Source organism: Arthrobacter sp. M4, assembly GCF_020251205.1.
In the GTDB taxonomy this organism is placed as follows: Bacteria; Actinomycetota; Actinomycetes; order Actinomycetales; family Micrococcaceae; genus Arthrobacter.
In genome coordinates this window covers 13,031-35,201 of the sequence record NZ_JAIWYX010000011.1, presented here as the reverse complement: position 1 = coordinate 35,201, position 22,171 = coordinate 13,031, and the positions used below count along the sequence as shown (strand labels likewise).

Annotated in this window: 25 protein-coding genes; 4 read left to right on the top strand and 21 right to left on the bottom strand. The window is 65.0% G+C overall.

Annotated features, from left to right (window positions below; all coding sequences use genetic code 11):
- Window positions 1-4: 4 nt before the first annotated feature.
- Window positions 5-385 carry a hypothetical protein gene (locus LD110_RS17680; RefSeq protein ID WP_225500592.1) on the bottom strand — a complete coding sequence of 127 codons (381 nt, stop codon included), beginning with the start codon at window positions 383-385 and terminating at the stop codon, window positions 5-7.
- 93 nt (window positions 386-478) lie between these two features.
- Between LD110_RS17680 and LD110_RS17675 the strand changes: the two genes are divergently transcribed.
- Window positions 479-1,714, top strand: coding sequence for a heparan-alpha-glucosaminide N-acetyltransferase domain-containing protein (locus LD110_RS17675; protein WP_225500590.1), 1,236 nt, complete (start codon window positions 479-481; stop codon window positions 1,712-1,714).
- A gap of 10 nt (window positions 1,715-1,724) precedes the next feature.
- Here the strand turns inward: LD110_RS17675 and LD110_RS17670 are convergent, their stop codons facing one another.
- The 9 genes from LD110_RS17670 to LD110_RS17630 form a co-directional block, all read right to left on the bottom strand.
- Complete coding sequence (locus tag LD110_RS17670) at window positions 1,725-2,222, bottom strand: hypothetical protein (RefSeq protein WP_374200361.1); 498 nt, start codon at window positions 2,220-2,222, stop codon at window positions 1,725-1,727.
- Complete coding sequence (gene dapB / locus LD110_RS17665; RefSeq protein WP_225500588.1) at window positions 2,215-2,973, bottom strand: 4-hydroxy-tetrahydrodipicolinate reductase; 759 nt, start codon at window positions 2,971-2,973, stop codon at window positions 2,215-2,217. The genes LD110_RS17670 and dapB overlap by 8 nt, the downstream gene beginning before the upstream one ends.
- A gap of 76 nt (window positions 2,974-3,049) precedes the next feature.
- Window positions 3,050-3,505: a molybdenum cofactor biosynthesis protein MoaE gene (locus LD110_RS17660; protein WP_225500586.1), complete on the bottom strand. Its 456-nt coding sequence runs from the start codon at window positions 3,503-3,505 to the stop codon at window positions 3,050-3,052.
- Window positions 3,489-3,995 (bottom strand): MogA/MoaB family molybdenum cofactor biosynthesis protein, encoded by a 507-nt coding sequence (locus LD110_RS17655; RefSeq protein ID WP_225500584.1) that lies wholly within the window; start codon window positions 3,993-3,995, stop codon window positions 3,489-3,491. Before LD110_RS17655 ends, LD110_RS17660 begins: the two co-directional genes overlap by 17 nt.
- Entirely contained in the window at window positions 3,992-4,519 is a 528-nt protein-coding gene (gene moaC / locus LD110_RS17650) for a cyclic pyranopterin monophosphate synthase MoaC (RefSeq protein WP_225500582.1), read from the bottom strand. Before moaC ends, LD110_RS17655 begins: the two co-directional genes overlap by 4 nt.
- Window positions 4,507-5,715 carry a gephyrin-like molybdotransferase Glp gene (gene glp, locus LD110_RS17645; protein WP_225500581.1) on the bottom strand — a complete coding sequence of 403 codons (1,209 nt, stop codon included), beginning with the start codon at window positions 5,713-5,715 and terminating at the stop codon, window positions 4,507-4,509. Before glp ends, moaC begins: the two co-directional genes overlap by 13 nt.
- Window positions 5,716-5,795: 80 nt before the next feature.
- Window positions 5,796-7,409: a molybdopterin-dependent oxidoreductase gene (locus tag LD110_RS17640; RefSeq protein WP_225500699.1), complete on the bottom strand. Its 1,614-nt coding sequence runs from the start codon at window positions 7,407-7,409 to the stop codon at window positions 5,796-5,798.
- Between the two features lie 23 nt (window positions 7,410-7,432).
- Window positions 7,433-8,587 (bottom strand): sensor histidine kinase KdpD, encoded by a 1,155-nt coding sequence (locus LD110_RS17635; RefSeq protein ID WP_225500579.1) that lies wholly within the window; start codon window positions 8,585-8,587, stop codon window positions 7,433-7,435.
- Window positions 8,574-9,323, bottom strand: coding sequence for a response regulator transcription factor (locus tag LD110_RS17630; RefSeq protein ID WP_225500577.1), 750 nt, complete (start codon window positions 9,321-9,323; stop codon window positions 8,574-8,576). Before LD110_RS17630 ends, LD110_RS17635 begins: the two co-directional genes overlap by 14 nt.
- 151 nt (window positions 9,324-9,474) lie before the next feature.
- Between LD110_RS17630 and moaA the strand changes: the two genes are divergently transcribed.
- Together moaA and LD110_RS17620 are read left to right on the top strand one after the other, a co-directional pair.
- Window positions 9,475-10,596, top strand: a complete 1,122-nt coding sequence (moaA, locus tag LD110_RS17625) for a GTP 3',8-cyclase MoaA (RefSeq protein ID WP_225500575.1) — start codon at window positions 9,475-9,477, stop codon at window positions 10,594-10,596.
- Between the two features lie 6 nt (window positions 10,597-10,602).
- A complete protein-coding gene (locus LD110_RS17620) occupies window positions 10,603-10,869 on the top strand; it encodes a MoaD/ThiS family protein (protein ID WP_225500574.1) in 267 nt (88 codons plus the stop codon).
- Window positions 10,870-10,895: 26 nt separating this feature from the next.
- Here LD110_RS17620 and LD110_RS17615 read toward each other — a convergent pair whose 3' ends face one another.
- The 9 genes from LD110_RS17615 to truB form a co-directional block, all read right to left on the bottom strand.
- Entirely contained in the window at window positions 10,896-11,378 is a 483-nt protein-coding gene (locus tag LD110_RS17615; RefSeq protein WP_308012457.1) for a DUF1579 family protein, read from the bottom strand.
- Window positions 11,379-11,380: 2 nt separating this feature from the next.
- Window positions 11,381-12,724, bottom strand: a complete 1,344-nt coding sequence (locus LD110_RS17610; RefSeq protein ID WP_225500573.1) for a pitrilysin family protein — start codon at window positions 12,722-12,724, stop codon at window positions 11,381-11,383.
- A 157-nt stretch (window positions 12,725-12,881) separates the two neighbouring features.
- Window positions 12,882-15,140, bottom strand: coding sequence for a polyribonucleotide nucleotidyltransferase (locus tag LD110_RS17605; RefSeq protein ID WP_225500572.1), 2,259 nt, complete (start codon window positions 15,138-15,140; stop codon window positions 12,882-12,884).
- A gap of 253 nt (window positions 15,141-15,393) precedes the next feature.
- The gene (rpsO, locus tag LD110_RS17600) at window positions 15,394-15,663 is read right to left on the bottom strand and encodes a 30S ribosomal protein S15 (RefSeq protein ID WP_225500571.1); all 270 of its coding nucleotides are present in this window, start codon (window positions 15,661-15,663) and stop codon (window positions 15,394-15,396) included.
- Between the two features lie 259 nt (window positions 15,664-15,922).
- Window positions 15,923-16,777 (bottom strand): tryptophan 2,3-dioxygenase, encoded by an 855-nt coding sequence (kynA, locus tag LD110_RS17595; RefSeq protein WP_225500569.1) that lies wholly within the window; start codon window positions 16,775-16,777, stop codon window positions 15,923-15,925.
- Between the two features lie 51 nt (window positions 16,778-16,828).
- Window positions 16,829-17,860, bottom strand: coding sequence for a bifunctional riboflavin kinase/FAD synthetase (locus LD110_RS17590; RefSeq protein WP_225500567.1), 1,032 nt, complete (start codon window positions 17,858-17,860; stop codon window positions 16,829-16,831).
- A gap of 118 nt (window positions 17,861-17,978) precedes the next feature.
- Window positions 17,979-18,401: a hypothetical protein gene (locus tag LD110_RS17585; RefSeq protein ID WP_225500565.1), complete on the bottom strand. Its 423-nt coding sequence runs from the start codon at window positions 18,399-18,401 to the stop codon at window positions 17,979-17,981.
- Between the two features lie 19 nt (window positions 18,402-18,420).
- Window positions 18,421-18,774 (bottom strand): hypothetical protein, encoded by a 354-nt coding sequence (locus LD110_RS17580; RefSeq protein ID WP_225500695.1) that lies wholly within the window; start codon window positions 18,772-18,774, stop codon window positions 18,421-18,423.
- A 2-nt stretch (window positions 18,775-18,776) separates the two neighbouring features.
- Entirely contained in the window at window positions 18,777-19,733 is a 957-nt protein-coding gene (gene truB / locus LD110_RS17575; RefSeq protein WP_225500563.1) for a tRNA pseudouridine(55) synthase TruB, read from the bottom strand.
- Window positions 19,734-19,784: 51 nt separating this feature from the next.
- Between truB and LD110_RS17570 the strand changes: the two genes are divergently transcribed.
- Entirely contained in the window at window positions 19,785-20,945 is a 1,161-nt protein-coding gene (locus LD110_RS17570; protein WP_225500561.1) for a pyridoxal phosphate-dependent aminotransferase, read from the top strand.
- A gap of 18 nt (window positions 20,946-20,963) precedes the next feature.
- Here LD110_RS17570 and LD110_RS17565 read toward each other — a convergent pair whose 3' ends face one another.
- Entirely contained in the window at window positions 20,964-21,458 is a 495-nt protein-coding gene (locus LD110_RS17565; protein WP_225500559.1) for a nucleoside deaminase, read from the bottom strand.
- A 133-nt stretch (window positions 21,459-21,591) separates the two neighbouring features.
- Window positions 21,592-22,092, bottom strand: a complete 501-nt coding sequence (rbfA, locus tag LD110_RS17560) for a 30S ribosome-binding factor RbfA (RefSeq protein ID WP_225500557.1) — start codon at window positions 22,090-22,092, stop codon at window positions 21,592-21,594.
- Window positions 22,093-22,171 lie beyond the last annotated feature (79 nt).

Genomic DNA, 22,171 nt, shown 5'->3' with positions numbered 1-22,171 from the left:
GACATCAAAACGCCGCGGCGCCGGGATTGGTCTGTGAGTTGGCACAGTAGCTGTTAACAGCACGACGACGCAGGCCCTCCGCCCAGTCCACGAGGGACTGGGCAGCCCGGACATACTCGAACAGTTCCGTAGGCGTCAGGGCGTCCACATCACTCTCTGCCAGGCGGCGCGCCAACTCGGCTCCGGGCTCCTGTTGGGTCATCAGGATCCCCTCGTCACGCCATTCCGTGTCTTCGGCAGGCCGGCCGGTTACCAGTTGACGGAAGAGGAATTCCACCACGCCGGGACTCAGTGCCTTGAGGGGCAGCTCACACGGAGATCGCCCGGCGGAGGGGCGGATTGGCCGCTGAAGTGGCTGTTGGAGGCGGCTCGACTGATCGTCCATAACGCCATGGTATTCGAACATATATTCGAACACAACGCTCCTCTGACAGAGAGTTCATCCGATTGCCACAGCCAGATATGAGACGATCGGCTCATGACTGGCCCCGGAACGGCACCCGCGCGCGGGCGGACGCGCAGCAGCCAGGCACCGGCTCGGCTACAAGGAATTGATGGCGCGCGCGGACTGGCCCTGCTGGGAATGATGGCCACGCATCTCATGGCAACCTTCAGCGCGGACAGCACCCTGACACCCACGTGGGTAGGGCTTACGTTCTCCGGCCGATCTGCTGCCCTGTTCGCTGTCCTCGCCGGCGTCGGCCTGGCACTGTCAACGGGAAGGACGCGACCGCCGTCGGGACCTGAACTTTGGGCGCACCGACGCGGCATCGCGGCACGCGCCGCGGTGATCGGCGCCGTCGGGCTCCTGCTGGGCGGTCTGGAAGTCAACGTCGCCGTCATTCTGGTCCACTATGCGGTGTTATTCCTGTGCGTGCTGCCGTTCATCGGGCTGCGGTTGCCGGTGCTCTGCGCCTGGGCGGCTGGCTGGGTGCTGTTGTCCCCGGTCCTGGGCTACCTGATCCGGCCTTGGTTCCTGGACCCATTACCGCCCCTGCAGTTGGGACACAACCCCTCCATCGAAGACTTCCAAACGCCTGCTGCCTTGGTGGCCGACATCTTCGTGACCGGCTACTACCCCGTACTGCAGTGGCTCTCCTACCTACTGATCGGCCTAGCCATAGGCCGGCTGGCGCTCACGACGGCGGGCGTTCAGCTGCTGCTGGTGACAGGCGGGGCCGCTGTGGCAGCCACGGCCAAGGTCATGGGGGTGCTGGCCATCGACGAATGGGGCGGCCGGGAGGCCCTGCTGGCCACGAGGGACAGCCATTCGTACCCGCTGGACAGCCTCCTCCAAGTGAACCTGGCAGGCGTGGACCAGACGGGGTCGTGGTGGTGGCTGGCCACCAGCGCACCGCACTCCGGCACCACCCTGGACCTGTTGCACACCTCGGGGGTGGCCGCGGCGGTGATCGGCTTATGCCTGTTGGTGGGACGCTTGAGTGACTGGCTTGGCTTGAGGCTTCTGCTGCCGTTCAGCGGCCCCGGAGCCATGACATTGACGCTGTATTCGGTGCATGTGTGGGCCGTAGCAGCCACGTACAAACGGCCGCTGCCAAGCGGTTGGACGCCTGAGGGCCTGTACCTTGCCCATGCGTTCCTGGCCATCGGAATTGGAATGCTGTTCAGCGTGCTTGGCTGGCGTGGGCCGCTCGAATGGCTGGCCCATGCTGCCTCCAGCCTGGCCCGCAATCCGCGCGGCGGAGTTCGCTAGCAGCGGTTGGCTAACGGCCGCCGACCGACTCGGCCCGAAACAGCCGAACGGCGTCCCGCATGGACGATCGCGCCCGCTTGCGGTCCCCCGCAGCGTCATAGGCGCAACTCAGCCTGAACCACGACCGCCAGTCATCGGGGGCAGCCTCCGCTTCAAGCCGATACTTTTCGAACTCGGCGTCTGCCGCGGAGCGGACAATGCGGCCGCCCGGCGTGCGCGGAAGATTGTCTTCGGGAAGGCCTCCCTCGGCGTCGAGGACCTTGGCCATCTGTTCCGTCCTGGCCCCGAACAGCAATTCGCGAATCAGGGCCCAAGCGCCCACGGCGGGCAGCACCAGATATGCGGCACCAATGCCCTTTGCCGTCCAGTTGGCATCCCCCAACAGCAGCAGGGATCGTTGAAAGGACACCACCAGATACAGCACCAGCAGGGCCGTGATGGCGCCCACCCAGATCTTGGTACGGTTCCTCTTCAGAACTGCCCACACCCCGCCCACGCGGCTAGACACCCAGGTCCAGGTAGCCGTCCAGGCCAACGGTAAGGCCCGGGTGCGCGGCAACGTTGCGCAGGCCAAGGAGGACACCCGGCATAAACGAAGCGCGGTCGAAGGAATCGTGGCGCAAGGTCAGCTGCTCGCCGGGACCGCCAAGGAGGACTTCCTGGTGTGCCACGAGGCCACGGAGCCGCACGCTGTGGACGCGCACACCATCCACTTCGCAACCACGGGCACCATCGAGGGACGTCTCGGTGGCATCGGGGCTGGGGCCAACGCCGGCGTCGGCTCGCGAGGCAGCGATCAGCTGGGCAGTACGAACGGCGGTGCCGGACGGCGCATCCACCTTGTTCGGGTGGTGGAGTTCGATGATCTCGACCGACTCGAAATAGCGGGACGCCTTGGCTGCGAAGGCAGAGGCAAGGACGGAACCAAGGGCAAAGTTCGGTGCGATGAGCACTCCCGTCCCCGGATGCGAGGAGAGGAGGCCCTTCAGGGAATCGAGGCGGGAGGCGTCCCATCCTGTGGTGCCCACAACGGCGTGCATGCCATGTTCGACTGCGAACCTGACATTGGCTTCCGTGCTGTCCGGAACGGTGAGGTCGACAATGTAGCGGGCGCCGGCGTCGACCAAGGTATCCAGCGAGTCCGCGCGGCCGAGTGCGGCCACGAGCTTCATGTCGGCCGCGGCTTCGATGGCCTTGACGGCCTCGGTTCCCATGCGCCCGTGGGCGCCCAGCACGGCGACAGCAAGTTGTTCGGTCATGCCCTTAACCCTACCGGCCAGCTGATGGCCGGATTTCCACGCGGGACGCGATGTACGCGCTGTACGCGCGACGTCCTTAGTCCCCCGCCCCGACCCACTCGACGGTTCCGTCGCTGAAGAACTGTTCCTTCCAGATGGGCACACGCGCCTTGATCCGATCCACGAGCTCGGAGCAGACGGCGAAGGCCTGGCCGCGGTGTGCCGCGGACACAGCGCAAACCAGGGCGGGGTCACCGATTTCCAGCATGCCGACGCGGTGGGCGGCCCAGATCCGGACAGGCTGTTGTGCCTCGCCGGAATGTTCGGCCACCAGTTCGGCAACAACGTCGGACATTACCTGGTGGGCTGTGGGATGGGCACTGTAGCTGAGCCGGTTTACGGCCTTGCCGTCGTCGTGGTTGCGGACGACGCCGCTAAAGCTGACCACGGCCCCTGCCGTATCGGATTCGACGGCGGTAATCGCCTGGTCGACGGAAATGGGTTCCGAGCTGAGGACGGCGCGGACCACTTCGAAGTCAGTGGTTGTGGCCATGGCTTCCTTCCAGTTGTTCACAAAGGTGACCGATCACCGGGTCCAGCACGGCCAAGCCGTCCATGACGCCCTTGGGTGATCCGGGCAGGTTGATGATAAAGGTCTGGCCCGCCGCGCCCGCATGTCCGCGGCTGAGCATGGCCAGGGGTGTCTTGGCGGCTCCTGCACGGCGGATGCCCTCCATGATTCCCGGTATCTCGCGGTCCAGGAACGGCAGGGTCATTTCCGGGGTGCGGTCATCCGGGTTGAGCCCGGTCCCGCCGCTGGTGATGACGACGGCGGGCTGCTGGGTCAGCAGGGCGCGAAGGGCCGCCCCGACAGGCTCGCCATCGGGCACTACCATCACAGGGAAAGGCTCGAACCCGTGCTCCGTCAGCCAGTCGCTGATTACGGGACCGGTCTCGTCCGTGTAGACGCCCGCGGCCGCGCGCGTGGAAGCTATCACGACGCCGGCCTTGCGAGGTCCGTTGCTTGGCTCGCAGCCGCTCACGGGGCCCCTTCCGCGAGGCTCCAGTCGCCGCTCTTGCCACCGCTCTTGGCCAGGACGCGGACGCCGCTGATGACTGCATGCTTATCCACTGCCTTGATCATGTCGTAGACGCTCAGGGCTGCCACTGACGCGGCCGTGAGGGCCTCCATCTCGACACCGGTAACGCCCCGGGTCTTGACAGTGGCCAGGATGGCGACGGTGTCCAGGCCAAGCTCGAAGTCGACGGTGACTTTCGATATGGGCAGCGGGTGGCAGAGCGGAATCAACTCGGGAGTTTTCTTCGCTGCCATAATGCCCGCCACCCTTGCGACGGCCAGCGCATCGCCCTTGGGAAGGTCACCGGCCCCGAGGAGCGCCAAGACGTCCTTGGTGGTGTGGACGACGGCGGATGCGGACGCCTCGCGCGTAGTGACGTCCTTGGCGGACACATCAACCATGTGGGCGGTCCCGTCGAGGCGCAGGTGCGTCAGGCCGTCCGAACTGGGAAGTGTATTGTCCGGGTCTGTATCTCTCACAACATCCATATTTCCACGTCCTGGCCAGCCGGGAGATCCGTGACGCCGACAGGGACGTGGACCAGGCAGTTCGAGTTGGCCAGGGCATGGACCAGGTGGGATCCTGACCCTCCTTCTAGCCGCACGGTGCCAAGCTCAGGCAGGTAGGTACCACGGCGGATCTGGTGTTTGCCGGCTGGCGAGCTGAGTGGCTCGGCGAGTCGCGCGGTCAACGCCGTTCGGGCCGGCGGGGCCCCCACGAGGGCTGTGAGGACCGGTCGAAGAAACATCTCAAAGGAAACCAGGCAGCTCACCGGGTTGCCTGGAAACCCAAGGAAGGGAACGCCGTCGAACCTGCCGATACCCTGCGGCCCGCCGGGCTGCATGGCAACCGAAAGGAATTCGACGGGCTGGGCGTGAAGTGCCTGGCGAACTACCTCGTAGGCGCCTTTGCTGACTCCGCCGGTGCTGACGATGAGGTCGGCCTCGGCCGCGCGGCTGCGCAGGAGGGCAAGCAGCGCTCCTGGGTCGTCCACCGTGATGCCTGAACGGTGAACCGTCAGTCCGGCCTGGACCATGGCTGCCTCCAGCAGGGTCCCGTTGGCATCGTAGATTTTCCCGGGGGTCAGGCTGGTTCCTGGCTCAACGACTTCGTCACCTGTGGTGATCAGGAGGACCCGCAGCGGCGATCGGACGACGACGGATGTCAGGCCAAGTGCGGCCAGGAGCCCCAGTTGCGCCGGGCCAAGGGCAGTTCCGGCCACAAGCGCCGTGGCACCGACGGTTATGTCGCTGCCAATTGGACGGACGAAGTCGCCTGGCGCCACCTCCGGCAGGATGACAGTGGCTTCAGCTCCGGGCAGCGGGAAGCTGTCAGGCACCGCACGCTCAATGGGGACGACGGCGTCAGCCCCTTCGGGCAGCATGGCTCCTGTCATGATCGGTGCAGCGGTTCCCGGCTCCAGCGCGCGGGGCGCGGCACCCGCGGGGACGGGATCAGCAACGCGGAGCGTGGCGCCCTGGGCCCCGAAATCGGCACTCCTCACGGCGTATCCATCCATTTGGGAGTTGTCGAAAGGCGGGAGGCTCAATGGCGCGGCGACATCTGTGGCCAGGACCCGGCCCAGCCCCGCGGACAAAGGAAGCTGTTCGCTGCGCCTGGCGGCGGCGGCATCGGCCAGCAGCTCCAGCACGGCCTGGCGGTGGTCAGCAACGGATCGGGCCACGTTTGTCCTCCTCGAAGGTCGGTGTCATTCCCAGCCTAGGATGCGTTACGCCGCCCCGTGACCACACAGCCCCGATGTGACTATCCCACCTTGATGCTCAGCGTGTGATAGCCGGTGGCGCCGTCCGGGGCGGGCGCCCTCCGTTCCTCAGCCTGCGGCGTACCTGTGGAGTCCGTGGCACGAACCTGCACCTCGTAGTCTCCACGGCCAAGGTCCGTGCTGAATTGCCACTGGTACCACGTATCCTGTGAGATTCCCGGTGCCAGGACGGCCTGCTGCCATGGACCCCGGTTGATGCGCAGTTCAACACGGGCAATTCCCCTGTGTTGTGCCCACGCTATGCCGCCAAAGTGGACTGTACCGGCGGATAATGCCCGCCCGGCACGCGGGACGTCGATGCGGGACTGCGTTTTGATGGGTCCGTGGTCGCTCCAGCCACGCGGTGTCCAGTATGCGACGTCGTCGGCGAAACGAGTGACCTTGAGCGTGGTCAGCCATTTTGTTGCCGACACGAAGCCGTACAAGCCGGGTACCACCAGGCGAACGGGGAAGCCGTGCTCCAATGGCAGGGGTTCTCCGTTCATGCCGATAGCCAGCAGCGCGTCGCGCGAGTCCGTCAGCGCCTCCAAGGGCGTCCCCGCTGTGAACCCGTCGCTGGACGTGGAGAGCACCATGTCCGCCCCCGGCTTTGGGCCAGCCTGCTGCAACAACTCGCGGACCGGCCAACCGAGCCAGCGGGCGTTGCCGATCAATTGGCCGCCCACCTCGTTGGAAACGCAGGCAATCGTGACGTAGCGCTCAACGAGGGGCTTTCCCAACAGCGTCGCGAAGTCGATGGTGACCTCACGGTCCACCATCCCCGTCACCTTGAGGGTCCATTCATCCGGATTCAGCGTAGGAACGGCAAGGGCGGTATCGATCCGGTAAAACTCGCCGTTCGGGGTGACGAGCGGCGGCATCCCCTCGAGGCCAAGCTCGGCACCGGCCGGTATAGGTGTGGCGGGTGAGGCCGGGGTTGGCAGGGACAGCCTGCCACGCACTTCCGCGGCAACGCTCGCGGCGCGATGGACGACGGCGGCTACTGCCCCGCCCGCGGCAGCAAGGACGGCGGCGAGTCCAAACGCCCGGGCAAAGCTCCGGCGGGACGTTGTGGGCGGCACGGCATCGCGCGCCTCGTTTTCGTCGCTTCCAGCGTTCCCGGAAGGCACGTTTTGAGCCATCGCTTCGGCGGTCTGGACCCGAAGACGCCCAATGAGTGCCCGCAGCACCGCGATGGTGACAACTGTGGCGGCCACAGGAGCCACGGGAGCGATCATCGTCGCCTGGGCCCGCGTCAACACCGCTGCAAGTCCGAGCGCACCCGCTGCAGCTACCAGCCACGAACCCCCGCCCGCCCACCGGTACTCCACCAAGCCGGCGACGGCGGCGAGCAAAGTAATGACCAAGGCCATGCCAACCAGAAGGGCGGCTTTGTCGGCGGTGCCGAAAAGTGCGATCGCCCAATCCTTGACGCCGGGGGGCACCAGGTCGATCACCCAGCCGCCCACCGCAGTCACCGGCGTCAGCGTCGGACTCAGGAAACCTGCCACCAGCTCACCAGCGGCGACTCCTGAGCCAGCCGCGACAACTCCTGACGCCGCAGCCGCGATTCGTGTCTTCGTGCCGCCCACTGTCGTTGCGCCACCTGTACCCATGTCCCCTACCTTTATGCCCCTGCTCATGACGCACCTGCCGGGAGTCGAAGCTCAAAGCGGCAGCCGCCGTCGTTGTTTTCAACGGTGACGGTTCCGCCGTGTGCCCGGACGATTCCGGACACCATGCTCAGGCCGACCCCAGCCCCGCTGTAACGGCCGCTGGACCCGCCTTCGGACCCTGGCTGCGGGGCAGCCCCCGCGCGGTCCTTGTGCCAGCCGGCCTCGAAAAGGTGCGGCAGGTCGTCGTCGGCGATGCCGCCGCAACTGTCCTGAACGGCGACGACGGCGTCCCCTCCTTCATGGCCGACGTCCAAGTGAACGCTGGAGTCCGGCGGGCTGTAGAGAATCGCGTTGTGCACGACGTTCCGCACGGCCCGGCCAAGGCTCGGTCCGTCCGCGGCTGCAAGGGTCTGCCGCTCTCCGCCGCCGTCGAGGCTGATGTTCCGGCGGCGGGCAAGTGGCGAAAGGTCCGCGATGGCATCGCTGACCAGGTCGTAAAGGTCCACGGGTTCGGTGCTGAGCCGCATGGTTCCGGCCTGGATCCTGGACAGTTCGAGGAGATCGTTCACCATCGCGGCCATCTGGTCAGTCTGGCCGATAATCCCCCGATAGTAGGCTGCAACGTCTGTGGCCATGCCATCCTCAAGTGCCTCGGCCATGGCGCGCATGCTGGCCAGCGGCGTCCGGAGATCGTGCGAAATCCAAGCCACAAGTTCCCGGCGGGCGCCCTCGATGGCGGCCTCCCGCCGTCGGGATTCTTCCAGGCTCCGGCTGCTGGAGGCGAGTTCCTCCGCCAAGCGGGCGAGTTCCGCGTTCATCGCCGGCGTCTCTTCATCCAACTCCTCGCCCCTCCCGATCCGCTGTGCGGCGGCAACAAGCCTCCGCGCATTGGCAGAGACGCCGGCACCGAGCATCAGCGCGATTCCGGCCGCCACCGCCGACGCGATGCCCAGGATGTACCACATCACTTCCAGGTCACGCGCTGAGATGAACATGGCGTTGAAGGCGCTGACCATGCCCGCCACCAGGACCGCCACTGTGGCAATCACCACCAGGAAAATCTGGACAAGGATCGATGCTCCACGCAGGAGCCTCAGCAGCACAACGGTGAGGACGCCAACCACTGCGGCCCACAGCAGGATCCAGCCGAGGATGGTGAAGAGCTCAGGCACCTGCATGGCGAGCTCCCGATTCGAAGCGGTAGCCAACGCCCCACACGGTTTTCAGCAAGACGGGTTTATTGGGGTCGTCCTCGATCTTCTCCCGCAACCGCCGGACGTGGACGGTCACAGTGGAAAGATCGCCAAAGTCCCAGCCCCAAACGGCCTTGATCAGTTCCTCGCGGCTGAAAACCTGGTTGGGACGGCGCAGGAAAAAGGCCAGCAGGTCGAATTCGCGGAGCGTCAGCGGCAATTGCCTGCCCTGGTGCAGCACCGTTCGGGACGCCGGGTCCAGGTGGAATCCTGCTGTCTCCACGACGGGCTCGGGCGTGAATTCCTTAATGCTCCGCCGCAGGACCGATTTAACCCGAAGCACAAGCTCCCGCGGGGAGAAAGGCTTGGTGACATAGTCGTCAGCGCCGCTTTCCAGGCCCAGGATCCGGTCATCCTCCGTGCCGAGGGCGGTCACCATGATCACGGGAACACTCATTGTCTGGCGGATGCGCCTGCAGACCTCCACGCCGTCGAGCCCGGGAAGGAGACGGTCCAGGACAATCAGGTCCGGGCTTCGGCTGGCAGCCAGTTGGAGGGCCGTAAACCCGTCTTTCGCGTAATCCACTTGGAAGCCGGCCTGATGGAGGTAGTCCCGGACAACATCGGCAATGGTTTGCTCATCCTCGACAAGGAGGATGCGCCGGTTGCCGAGTCCTGGAGGCCTGGTGGCGGGAGTTGCCTGCGGCCGCTGGCTATTCACAACATCAGCATAGATTCGCGCCGCCGCAGCAGCAGCGGCAAAAGCGGTATGGACCAAAAGCGTAGGGAATCCGTAAGAACTCCCACCAAGGTGCTGACATAAAAGTCGCCTCGGTGAGGCCCCAACGGGAACAGTGGCGTAGCCTGAAAACATGAGTGTTCAGCTGGGCGTACCGCAATGGCGCGGTGTTGATGGGGGTGGGTTGGTGCCACCGCCGCGGCCAGCCGGCCTGCCCGGCGGATTGCTGGACCGCTTTGGCCGGCAGGCCACGGACATGCGCTTGTCCCTGACCGACAAATGCAACCTTCGCTGCACCTACTGCATGCCTGCCGAGGGGCTGGAATGGTTGTCGAAACAGGCCGTAATGACCGCCGAGGAAATCGTGCGGATCGTCAGCCTGGGTGTGGAGCGCTTGGGCGTACGGGAGCTGCGGCTGACCGGAGGTGAACCCCTTGTCCGGGGCGACCTGGTGGACATCATCGGGGCATTGCGGCAAAAGTTTCCGGAACTGCCCATTTCCATGACCACCAACGGAGTAGGCCTCGACAAGAAGGCACAAGCCCTCAAGCAGGCTGGACTGACGCGCATCAACGTGTCCCTGGACTCCCTGCATGAAGAGACTTTCGCGAAGCTGACCCGCCGGCCTTTCCTGGACCGCGTCCTGGCCGGCGTGGAAGCAGCCCACGATGCCGGCTTGGGGCCCGTCAAACTCAATGCTGTGCTGATGCGTGGCATCAACGAAACCGAATCCCCAGGACTGCTGGCCTGGGCCCTGGAGCGCGGGTACGAACTGCGGTTCATCGAGCAAATGCCCCTCGACGCGGACCATGGCTGGACGCGCAGGGACATGATTACCGCGGCAGAAATCCGGGACCTGTTGTCTTCCGAATTTGTCCTGGGACCGGATCCGCGCGCCCGTGACGGCGCCCCCGCTGAACGATTCCAGGTCCGTCACAGGGACCCTGCCTCGGGCGAAGCACAGGGTCCGGTCCTCGGCACAGTGGGCATCATCGCCTCCGTCACCGAGCCCTTCTGCGCTGACTGCCGCCGGACGCGCATCACCGCGGAAGGCAAGATCATGAGCTGCCTGTTTTCAAGGGAAGAATTCGACCTGCTGGGACTGTTGCGCGCAGGGGCAGACGACGAGCAGCTTACGCAACGCTGGCAGGACGCCATGTGGGCCAAACCCAAAGCCCACGGCATGGACCACACAGGTTTGGGTGCGGCGGACTTCGTTCAGCCGGACCGCAGCATGAGCGCCATCGGAGGCTAGGCAAGAGTGTTGGTAAGGTACTTTGCTGCCGCGCGTGCCGCGGCGGGCGTCGATGAAGAACGCCATGAACTTGGCGAGGGAGCCACGCTGGAGGAACTGCTCGACGCCGTGCTGGCGGTAGTCCGGCCCGCACCGCCCTCAGGAACACCGTCGCTCGCCCGCATCATCGGCCGCAGCAGCTTCCTGTGCAACGAAATAGCGATCAGGGACAGGTCTGTTGCACTGCGTTCCGGCGACGTTGTGGACGTCCTCCCACCCTTCGCCGGCGGCTAGCAGCGGCGGCCAGAGGGAAGCGACACTCAGGTCTTCCGGCAGACAGACGTGAAAAAGGGTGTGAACGCTGTCGCGCCGCCATGCCGCAGCTCGGCAATTTGGGTGAGGACGCCGTCGTCAACGCGGAAGGTGTGCCTCGACGTGCCCTCGGCGGTGCGGCGCTCAATCACCAGCGTGTCGCCGTGCCAAGTGCCGCGGGCGGGGGCCTCCGGGGCACTCCCGGCGTTATCCACGAAATACCACAGCGTGTCCCCTTGGTCGGGGTCCACGGTGAAAATCCCGTGACCTTCAAAGTGGCTGCCGTCCGGCTCCGTGTGGCGATAGCTCTGTATTACGGCGTAGCCGCCGGCCGCAAGGGTAAAGGTGACCTCGGCATCAGCCAACCGTACCGGCCCGCCGGGCGAAGGCAAGATCTCCGTGGTCCCCCGCCAGCGACCCAAAAGCGCCGCCAGTTGCTCCCTGGCGTGGCCGGAGCTTTGCGGGCGCGCCCCGCCGGAGGCTGGCGGGATGTTCAGAACCCGAACCTCTCCGTCTCCTGGAAGGGGCCGACGACGGTCACGGTGCGCGGGGCTGCCGCCAGTTCGCGAGCCAACTTCTGCACTTGCCCGGCAGTGACAGCCTTGATTTGGGCCAGCGTCTCGTCAATGTCCTGGAATTCGCCCGACACCAGCTCGGCGCGCCCCAGACGCGACATCCGGGACCCTGTGTCCTCCAGTGCCAGGACGATCCCTCCGCACAACTGCCCAACGGCCTTGCGAAGCTCGTCATCCGTGATGCCATCGGCCGCGAGCTTGTCCAGTTCAGAACCGAGGAGGTCCAGCACCTGGCGGACCTTCGACGGCGTGCAGCCTGCGTACATGCCAAAGTAGCCCGCATCGGCATAAGACGAAGCGAAGGAATACGTGGAGTAGACCAGGCCACGCTTCTCCCGGATTTCCTGGAAGAGCCTCGAAGACATGCCTCCGCCCAGCACAGCGTTGAGCACGCTCATGACGTACCGGCGGTCATCCGTGGCCACGATTGTGGGACATCCCATGATGATGTTGGCCTGCTCCACGGGGCGGGTGACCACGTGGAGGCCGGCCGTACCCGCGATGTCGGCCCTCACGGTGGACCGCCTGTCCACGGGAGAGGCGCCATCCACGAGCTCCCAGCCTGCGCTCCGGAGGGCCTCAAGCACACGGCGGCAGACGTCGTCGTGATCCAATCCACCCGCGGCGGTGACTACCAGCTCCTGGGGGCGGTAGTAGCGGCGGTAGTGCTCCCAGACGGAGTCCCGGGCTACCGCTTTGATGGCGGCCGGAGTGCCGCCGATAGGACGGCCCAGCGGATGGGCACCCAGGACGGCGGCAACGAAATGTTCGTGGGCAACGTCCGTGGGATCGTCGCTGTCCATGGCGATTTCCTCGAGGATCACATCGCGCTCCTGCTCCAGCTCGGCAGGATCAAGGACGGCGCCGGTGATCATGTCGGCAATGACGTCGATGGCCATCGGGAGGTCGGAATCGAGGACGCGGGCAAAATAGCAGGTGCTTTCCTTGGCCGTGGCCGCGTTGGATTCGCCACCTACCTCATCGAAGGCTGAGGCAATCTCGAGAGCCGTCCTGCGCTTGGTCCCCTTGAAGAGCAGGTGCTCCAGGAAGTGGGTGGAACCGTGCTGTCCCTCGGCCTCGTCGCGGGACCCCACACCGACCCAAAAGCCGATGGTAGCCGAACGCTGTCCGGGCATGGACTCCGTAAGGACCCGAACACCGCCGGGCAAAACTGATCGCCGGACCACCGATCCGCCTTCGGCTCCGTGGATGAGGTCTCCTCCGGGAGTGGTCTGCTCCAACGGCAGGGGTACGACTGTCATCAAGACCTTTCAGGTCGGGGCCGGAATCTGGGTGCAATGCTACCAGCGGCCGGGAATGCGAAAGCGACGGCGGGGCAGCTGAAAGTGAGAGTTAAGTGCGGGCGGGGCCGGTGGGACTATGCCACCGGCCCCGCTCAGCGAAGTGGAACTGCTCTTGCTACTCGGCCGATTCCGCGGTCTGTGCGGCTTCGTCGGCGTCAGCGGCTTCCGAGGAACCCTCGTCCTCGGCAATTACCGGGGCGAGGGACAGCTTGCCGCGGTCGTCGATCTTGGTGATCTCGACCTGGAGCTTCTGGCCCACGGTGACGACGTCTTCGACGTTGTCCACACGCTTTCCGTTGGCCAGCTTGCGCAGCTCCGAGATGTGGAGCAGGCCGTCCTTGCCCGGCGTCAGGGAGACGAATGCGCCGAACGTGGTGGTCTTGACGACGGTGCCGAGGTAGCGTTCACCGACTTCCGGAACCTGCGGGTTGGCGATCGCGTTGATCGCGGAACGGGCAGCCTCGGCGGACGGGCCGTCCGTTGCGCCGATGTACACGGTGCCGTCGTCCTCGATGGAGATGTCGGCGCCGGTGTCTTCCTGGATCTGGTTGATCATCTTGCCCTTGGGGCCAATGACCTCGCCGATCTTGTCCACGGGGATCTTGATGGCGATAACGCGCGGAGCGAACTCGGACAGCTCGTCCGGGGTGTCGATCGCGGCGTTGATGACGTCCAGGATGTGCAGGCGGGCTTCGCGGGCCTGCTTGAGGGCTGCCGCGAGCACGGAGGCAGGGATGCCGTCGAGCTTGGTGTCCAGCTGGATCGCCGTGACGAACTCGGAGGTACCGGCAACCTTGAAGTCCATGTCACCGAAGGCGTCTTCGGCTCCGAGGATGTCGGTCAGGGCTGCGTAGCGGGTCTGGCCGTCCACCTCGTCGGAAACCAGGCCCATGGCAATACCGGCAACCGGAGCCTTCAGCGGGACACCGGCGTTCAGCAGCGACAGCGTGGATGCACAAACCGAACCCATGGACGTAGAGCCGTTGGAGCCGAGCGCCTCGGAGACCTGGCGGATGGCGTACGGGAATTCCTCGCGGGACGGCAGCACCGGCACCAGGGCGCGCTCGGCCAAGGCGCCGTGGCCGATTTCGCGGCGCTTGGGCGAACCAACACGACCGGTCTCGCCCGTGGAGTACGGCGGGAAGTTGTAGTTGTGCATGTAGCGCTTGGTCTTCTCCGGCGACAGGGAGTCGATCTGCTGCTCCATCTTCAGCATGTTCAGCGTGGTGACACCCATGATCTGGGTTTCGCCGCGCTCGAAGATCGCAGAACCGTGAACTCGCGGCAGGACCTCAACCTCGGCGGTGAGCTGGCGGATGTCCGTCAGGCCGCGGCCGTCGATGCGGACCTGGTCGCGGAGGATGCGCTGCCGGACAACCTTCTTGGTCACGGAGCGGAAGGCCGCGGAGACTTCCTTTTCGCGACCTTGGAACTGCTCGGCAAGACCGGCAAGGACCTCGTCCTTTAGCTCGTCGGCTGCGTTCTCACGGGCCTGCTTGTCAGCGATCTGGAAGACAGCAGCCAGCTTCTCCGCAGCAGCGGATTCGACGGCGGCGTAGGCGTCTTCCTCATAGTCGAGGAAGATCGGGAACTCGACGGTCGGCTTGGCAGCGCGGGCAGCCAGGTCGGCCTGGGCTTCGCACAGTGCGCGGATAAACGGCTTGGCAGCCTCAAGGCCCTCAGCCACAACCTCTTCGGTGGGGGCGGTGGCGCCCTCTCCCTTGATGAGGCTCCAGGAGTTGTCTGTGGCTTCGGCCTCGACCATCATGATGGCGACGTCGTCGCCCGCGATGCGGCCAGCGACCACCATGTCGAAGACAGCGTTCTCGAGCTGGGAGTGCTTGGGGAAGGCAACCCACTGGGAACCCTGCTCGTCAGCAATGAGGGCGACGCGCACGCCACCGATGGGGCCGGAGAACGGCAGGCCGGAGAGCTGCGTGGAGATGGAGGACGCGTTGATCGCCACAACGTCGTACAGTTCGTCCGGGTTGATTGCCAGGACGGTCACCACGATCTGGACTTCGTTGCGCAGGCCCTTCACGAAGGCAGGGCGCAGCGGTCGGTCCATCAGGCGGCAGGCGAGGATGGCCTCCGTGGACGGACGTCCCTCGCGGCGGAAGAAGGAGCCGGGGATGCGGCCGGCGGCGTACATGCGCTCCTCGACGTCCACCGTGAGCGGGAAGAAGTCGAAGCCTTCGCGCGGCTGCTTGCCAGCCGTCGTTGCGGACAGCAGGGCGGTGTCTTCGTCGATGTACACCATCGCGGCACCCGCAGCCTGCTTGGCCAGACGGCCGGTTTCGAAGCGGATGACGCGCTTGCCGAAGCGGCCGTTGTCGATGATCGCTTCTGAGAACTGGATTTCGGGACCCTCCATGAGAGCCACCTCCGTTTCATTTTTACGGAAATCCAGCCGCATCAACTCAGGCTGTCTCTGTCCACGAGCCTGTACGAACACCCGGTCATCGATCGAGGCCCTCGGGCCGGTCCGCCGTGGCGAAACCTCCCGGGAACCACTACCGAGGACCGCGAATGCGCGATGCGGTTGAATCCCTGATGTTGGTCTTTGAATTTAGTTGTGCTGAAGAAGGCGGCCCGGTCCACGCGGAACCAGGCCGCCCGAAGTCAAACTAGCGACGCAGGCCGAGGCGCTCGATGAGCGAACGGTAGCGGGCAATGTCAACCTTCTTGAGGTAGGTCAGCATGCGCTTGCGACGACCAACCAGGGCGAGCAGGCCGCGCTGGGTGTGGAAGTCGTGCTTGTGCTCCTTCATGTGCTCAGTCAGATCCTTGATCCGCTGAGTAAGAACTGCAATCTGGACCTCGGGCGAACCGGTGTCGCCTTCGGAGGTTGCGAATTCCTTGATGATGGACTGCTTGACAGCGGCTTCAAGTGCCACATGAACTCCTAGAGTTGTGCCGTGTGTCCCGAAACAGCACTTCACTGACGGGTTGTCGAGTACGCGTCTCCGCACACAAAACAGGCCCAGCAACCACGGACTGCAGCCGGGACCAACGATTATTTTAGCCGGAGCCGCGCAATGTTGTCGAAAAGGCCGCCCGCGCGTCCCGGCTACAGCTGCTCCCAGCACGGCGCGGCCCCGCTGGTCCCCGAGCAGCTCCGGCAGTTCCAGTCGGAGGAGGAGTCAGTGGCCACCCTCATGCGCCGATCTCCGTGCGGACCGCGAACAGCTCCGGGAAGAACGTCAGGTCCAGGGCCTTGCGGAGAAATGCCGCGCCGGTGGAACCGCCCGTGCCCGTCTTCATGCCGATGGTTCTCTGGACGGTCCGGAGATGGCGGAACCGCCACAACTGGAAGTTGTCCTCCAGGTCCACCAGTTCCTCACAGGCCTCGTAGGCGCCCCAATACTTCCCCGCATTTTCGTAGATGTCCTTAAAGACGGGGACAAGCTCGGGGACGAGTTCATGGGCCTTGGTGACGTCACGGTCCAGCACAGACTGCGGGATCGGATGACCTTGCCTCTTCAGGTAGGCCAGGAACTCGTCATAAATACTGGGGGCGTGGAGCAGGTCCTCCAGCATGCTGCGCGCCTCCGGTTCCGCGTCGAAGACCTGGAGCATCCCGCTGTTCTTGTTCCCAAGGATGAACTCGACCGCGCGGTACTGGCTGGACTGGAAGCCTGACGAGTGGCCCAGGAAGCCGCGGAACTGCGCGTATTCGGTGGGAGTCAAAGTGGCCAGGACAGACCATTGTTCCGTCAGCGTCTTTTGAATGTGCTTCACGCGCGCAATCGCCTTCAGCGCTGCGCCAAGGTCGTCGTTGTGAAGCCAATCCGCCGCGCTCCGCAGCTCATGGAGGACCAGCTTTAGCCAGAGTTCGGTGGTCTGGTGCTGGATGATGAACAGCAGTTCGTCATGATGGACCGGCCTGCTCACCGGCTGCTGTGCGCTCAACAGCACAGGAAGCTGGAGGTAGGAGGAGTAGCTCATTCTGGAGCTGAAATCCTTGACGATGCCCTCATCCAGCTCGCGAGTGTTCTTGTTGATCACCACAGTTTTGCCTTCCTCGCCAATGACCGTGGTCCGCTGACCGATGTGTGGGAGCTAGCGGCCCAGCAACAAGCCGTGCGCCTGCACCACGTCCAGCCGCATCTGCTCCACCAGGGCCTCCGGACCACGGTAGGCCACCATTCCGCGCAGGCGTGCGGTGAATTCAACAATTACCGTCTGACCGTACAGATTGAAGTCTTCAACGTCCTCATCCGGGCGGTCGATGACGTGGGCCTCAACCTGGCGGCTCACGCCGTCAAACGTGGGGTTGGAACCAACAGAGATCGCCGCGGGCCAGCGGGTGCCTGCCTCGTCCACAAGCCACCCGGCGTAGATCCCGTCGGCCGGAATGTATCCGGTGGCGTCGTGGGAAAGATTCGCCGTTGGGAAGCCCAGGGCTCGGCCACGGGCCGCACCGTGCACCACCTCGCCCCGCATCCGGTGCGGTCTCCCCAAGACGGCCGCCGCGGTGCTGACATCACCTTCGGCGAGGGCCTCACGAACCCAGGTGGACGAGCAGCGGCGGCCCGTGCCGTCGTCGTCGACTCCCTGGCCGGCCTGATCGCTGCCCGAAGGGCCGGCGTCGGGCGCTCCGAGTGGGAAGCCGCTGGCGCCGAACTCGCTGATCACCTGGACCTCGAAGCCAAAAGTCCTGCCGAGCTCCTGCATGGTGGATACGTCGCCGGAATTGCCTTTGCCAAAGCGCAGATCGTGACCGATAACCACGTGCGCGGCGTGTAGGCAATCAACCAGCACACCGCCGACGAACTCCGCCGGGCTCATTGCGGCCAGTTCATGCGTGTACTTCAGGACCAGGACTGCATCCACGCCGGTCTCTGCCAGGGCATCCATCTTGTCCTGCAGGCCCATGATGAGTTCCGGGGCAGAGTCAGGTCGGTGCAACTGGGCCGGATGTGGATCGAACGTCACGGCGACGGCGCGGGCTGAGTGCTGACGTGCTGTCCGCACCAGGCGGGACAGCACCTGCTGGTGCCCACGATGAACGCCGTCGAAGTTCCCAATGGTGACCACGGACGGGCCAAAGTCCGCCGGGACCTCGGTGGGATCGTTCCAGATGTGGACCATCAACCTCGCCTCTTGCTGCCTGTGTTCAAACGTCCCGCCCGCAGGGTTATCCGGCGCCGGAACTCTCTAAGGGTACCCGTATTCCGCCAGTCAACCTGTCCAGGCGGTGCTGCCCAATTCAGGCCGCCGCGGGACGGCGGCGGTAAAGCCAGATCAATCCAAGGACCGGCAGCACCAGCGGAACAAAGCCGTATCCGCGGCCAAACACACTCCACACGGTGTCGTGGGGCAGCGCGATTGGTTCGAAGATGCTGATGGCGCCCACCACCAACACGCCGATGAGTTCCACGAGCACGGCCGCCAGCGAGATCCTGAACCACGTCCGTCCAGCCTTGGCCAGGGAAACTGTGGCCAGGATGTAGACCAGTGCGGCGAAGGCCGACAGTGCGTACGCCAATGGCGCCTCACCGAACTTGGTGGCAATCTGGAAGCCGGCGCGGGCGGTGGCGGAGATCGCGAAGATTGCGTAGACGGCGATCAGCAGGCGCCCGGGCCCGGTGTTGCGGGTATCGCGCGGTTGTCCGGTGGTCTTTGTGGTCACCTTGGGTTCTTCCTTCACATCAGTACCAGATCTGGTTCATTCGGGCGGCCATAACCAATGCCGTCACACCGACCGCCCCCAGCACGAAGTTGCTCCACCGCGTGCGCTCCAGGACTGACCAGTAGACCGCGGCGGGCGGCAGGAGCAGGGCGGTGGCGAGGTAGCCCCAAAATTCCCATGCTTCACCGGCGATCTTTTCACCGATGATGACGCGCACGATCGAGCCCACGAGGTACACCAGCAGGACGAGCTCCACGAGCGCGACGGAGAAGATGGTGACGTCGTTGGGCGACTTCTTCAGGATCCCCGCGCCAACACACAGGACCGTAGACAGGACGCCTACCGCCAGCACCGCGTAAAAATAGCCGTCCATCATCAGCGTCCCTCCTGCGGGGAATTGAGGCCCGGCGACCCGATGGCGCCGGAAGGTGAGTCCGGGGCAAACACGAGAACCGGGCGGGCATGGTTTCCTGCATCGGCGAGGAGGGCCACCAGCTCTCCTTCGGGCGAAAAAGCGGCGGCCGGCTTTTCCGGCGTCGCGGCGTTGGCGGTACCGGCTCCAGGTCCCGCGGCAATCCGACGGCCAAAAGACAACTCCGCGGTTTCCTCGGCTGTCAGTTCCCTGTTGGGCATCAGCGCCCTCGCCGCCGCAGACATTTCAAGGACTTCGAGGTTCTCCGCCAGCTGTTCCAGCGTGCGCGCCTGCCCTATTGTGTATGGGCCCACGTGAGTGCGACGCAGCGCGGTCAGGTGCCCGCCGACGCCCAGTGAAACCCCCAGATCACGGGCCAAAGCGCGGATGTAGGTTCCCGAAGAGCACTCGACCGTAACGTCCACGTCCACCAGGCGGCCGCCGTCAACGCGCCGAATAGCGTGAACTTCAAAGCGTCGGATGGTCACCGGACGGGCCTCCAGCTGGACGTCTTTGCCAGCGCGGACACGGGCGTAGGACCGTTCGCCGTTCACCTTGATGGCACTCACGCTGCTGGGCACTTGGAGGATATCGCCGGTGAGGTCCTCGATGCCTGCTGCGATGGCCGCCTCGTCGACGCCGGCCGCCCCGGTTTCGGAGGTGACCTCGCCATCCGCGTCGTCGGTGTTGGTGGATTGGCCCAGCCGAATGGTGGCCTCATACGTCTTGGAAGTGCCAACGATGTACGTCAACAGGCGGGTCGCCTTGTTGATCCCAAGCACCAGGACGCCGGTGGCCATCGGATCCAATGTACCGGCATGGCCAACCTTGCGGGTACCAGCCAGCCGCCGCATCCTGGCCACCACGTCATGGCTGGTCCATCCCTGCGGTTTGTCCACGATCACCAGTCCCGAAAGCACGCTTTTCAGTATATCCGGGCGCGCCGTGCCACCCCGGCTAGTATGGCTGGCATGCCCGAGCTTGCCGCCCACATCCATGACGTCCCCGTGAACCAAATCCGGGAAATCACCGAAGCCGCCTGGCGGACGCCGGGAGCCGTGATTCTCAGCATCGGCGAACCGGGATTCCCACTCCCCCGCCATATCCTCGACGCCGGAATAGCCTGCCTGGACCGGGACGAGACGAACTACACACCCAATGCGGGGATTCATGCCCTCCGGGAAGCCTTCGCTGAACGATTCCGGATGACCAACGGCGTGGACGTCGGAGCGGAACGCGTGTACGTGGTGGATGGCGCCCAGCAGGGCCTGCATTTTGTGATGAGCATGCTGCTCTCCCCCGGCGACGAAATCCTCATCCCCAACCCCGGCTATCCGACCTTCGCAATGACCAGCAAGCTTCTGAATGCTGTTCCGGTGGGCTACCCGCTCTACCCGGAGCAGAACTTCCAGCCGCAGATCGCCGACATCGAGGCCCTCATCACGGAACGGACGCGCGTACTGGTCATCAACTCGCCGTCCAACCCCCTGGGCGCGGTGATCAGCGAGTCCCTGACCCGGGACTTGGTGGCACTTGCCCGGCGCAGGGACCTGTGGATCATCTCCGACGAATGCTACGAAGCCTTCACGTTCGACGTCCCGCACGTCAGCCCGGCCCGCTTTGACAGCACAGCGCCGGGCGAGGCCAGGGTTTTCACCTCACTGACTTTGTCCAAAACGTTCGGCCTGACCGGCCTGCGCATCGGCGCGCTTGTCTGCCCTCCGGGCCTGGAGCGCACCATGAACAATGTTATGGAGGCGATCGTGTCCTGCGTTGCCTCGCCCTCCCAGTACGCCGCCCTGGCCGCGTTGACGGGACCGCAGGACTATGTGGAGCAGGCCCGGCAGCATTATCGGACCAACCGGGACGCGGCTTCAGAAGTACTTGCTGGGAAGGGCATCCGTCACCTCGATGCGCAGGGCGCCTTCTACCTCTGGGCCGATGTGTCCCACCTCAGCGACGGGAATGTGCGTGCGTGGGTTCACCAGTTCCTGGCTGAATCCGGTGTTGCTTTCGCGCCGGGAACGGCTTTCGGTTCCATCGGCGAGGGTTGGATCAGGATTGCCTTGTGCGGGCCAACGGAGGAACTGCTCGACGGCGTGAAGCGGCTGCCGTCGAAGAACGGCGCCTAGCGTCCGCCAACGTCTCGCCTAATACTCGACGCGTTCCTCGTTGGCGCGCCACGCTTCGAAGGGTGCCGCGGAGGAAGGGACCGGCGAGTGCCGCACCGGCAGCAATTCGGGCCGGTTCCCTGCAAAATACTCGTAGAAAACGGCGTCGTCGAAGCCTGCCGCCGCTGCGCCGTGCCTGTCGGCGGCGTAGAACACTCTGTCGATGCGCGCCCAGAGCGCCGCCGCCAAGCACAACGGACAGGGTTCGCAGCTGGTGTACAGCACCGCGCCGCCCAGATCGAAATTCGCGGTGGCCTCCGCAGCGCGGCGGATCGCCACCACTTCGGCGTGCGCAGTGGGGTCGTTGTCGCGCGTCACCCGGTTGACGCCCTCATGGACGGAACCGTCCTTGGTGACCACGACGGCGCCAAACGGTCCACCGCCGTCGTTGACGTTCCGGACCGCAAGCCTGACGGCATGCTCCAAATACCCTTCCGGTGAATTCGCCAACCGAGACTCATTTTCCGCAGCCATGGTCCGATACTAGCGACGTAAGTAGTTTCCGTGGCTGCTGCAACTCGCCGAAGGGCAACGTAGCTCCGAAAGGGACAGGGCCTGGACCGTTTGGTCCAGGCCCTGTCCATGCCAACGGGCGTCTAAAACCCGCTCAGCGGTTGGCGTCCTCGTCGATGTCGTCATCGTCGCCGAGTTCGATGTCCTCTTCGTCGAAGTCGTCTTCGTCGATGTCAGCGGCGTCCGTCTTATATGGGTCCGGATCACCGGCGTGTTTGGCGCCGGCGGCCAGTGCCGCAACCTCGGCGTCACGCTGCTTCGCCACGCGCAGGAGTTCCTCCAGGTTCGAGGCATTGACGGGGATCTGGTCCGCGACGAACTCCAGGGTAGGCGTCAGGCGTACCGTGATGTTTCGGCCGACTTCCTGCCGGAGCACTCCCCGGGCCTTGTCCAGTGCTTTGGCGGCATCGGCCTTGGCCGCGTCGTCACCGAACACTGTGTAGTAGACGGTTGCGTGCTGAAGGTCATTCGTGACTCGGGCATCGGTGATGGTGATTGCCTCGACGCGGGGGTCCTTGACCCTGCGGCCGAGAGCTTCGGCGACGACCACCTTGATGCGCTGCGCCAGCTTGGCGGCGCGTGCCGGATCAGCCATGGAATTTTCTCCTGTGATGTTGATCGAATGGTGCGGGCGGGGCAGCCGGTAGCCGGCCGCCCCGCCCGCGGAGCCACAG

Excerpts from the sequence above, each read along its gene's own strand:
- LD110_RS17570 (WP_225500561.1), top strand. The coding sequence starts at position 19,785 with ATGCCCGAGCTTGCCGCCCACATCCATGACGTCCCCGTGAACCAAATC.
- rbfA (WP_225500557.1), bottom strand. The coding sequence starts at position 22,092 with ATGGCTGATCCGGCACGCGCCGCCAAGCTGGCGCAGCGCATCAAGGTG.
- LD110_RS17580 (WP_225500695.1), bottom strand. The coding sequence starts at position 18,774 with ATGGACGGCTATTTTTACGCGGTGCTGGCGGTAGGCGTCCTGTCTACG.
- LD110_RS17680 (WP_225500592.1), bottom strand. The coding sequence starts at position 385 with ATGGACGATCAGTCGAGCCGCCTCCAACAGCCACTTCAGCGGCCAATC.
- moaA (WP_225500575.1), top strand. The coding sequence starts at position 9,475 with ATGAGTGTTCAGCTGGGCGTACCGCAATGGCGCGGTGTTGATGGGGGT.
- LD110_RS17565 (WP_225500559.1), bottom strand. The coding sequence starts at position 21,458 with ATGGCTGCGGAAAATGAGTCTCGGTTGGCGAATTCACCGGAAGGGTAT.
- LD110_RS17675 (WP_225500590.1), top strand. The coding sequence starts at position 479 with ATGACTGGCCCCGGAACGGCACCCGCGCGCGGGCGGACGCGCAGCAGC.
- LD110_RS17635 (WP_225500579.1), bottom strand. The coding sequence starts at position 8,587 with ATGCAGGTGCCTGAGCTCTTCACCATCCTCGGCTGGATCCTGCTGTGG.
- LD110_RS17605 (WP_225500572.1), bottom strand. The coding sequence starts at position 15,140 with ATGGAGGGTCCCGAAATCCAGTTCTCAGAAGCGATCATCGACAACGGC.
- dapB (WP_225500588.1), bottom strand. The coding sequence starts at position 2,973 with ATGACCGAACAACTTGCTGTCGCCGTGCTGGGCGCCCACGGGCGCATG.
- moaC (WP_225500582.1), bottom strand. The coding sequence starts at position 4,519 with ATGGATGTTGTGAGAGATACAGACCCGGACAATACACTTCCCAGTTCG.
- LD110_RS17610 (WP_225500573.1), bottom strand. The coding sequence starts at position 12,724 with ATGACAGTCGTACCCCTGCCGTTGGAGCAGACCACTCCCGGAGGAGAC.
- LD110_RS17590 (WP_225500567.1), bottom strand. The coding sequence starts at position 17,860 with ATGGTCCACATCTGGAACGATCCCACCGAGGTCCCGGCGGACTTTGGC.
- LD110_RS17640 (WP_225500699.1), bottom strand. The coding sequence starts at position 7,409 with ATGGGTACAGGTGGCGCAACGACAGTGGGCGGCACGAAGACACGAATC.
- LD110_RS17660 (WP_225500586.1), bottom strand. The coding sequence starts at position 3,505 with ATGGCCACAACCACTGACTTCGAAGTGGTCCGCGCCGTCCTCAGCTCG.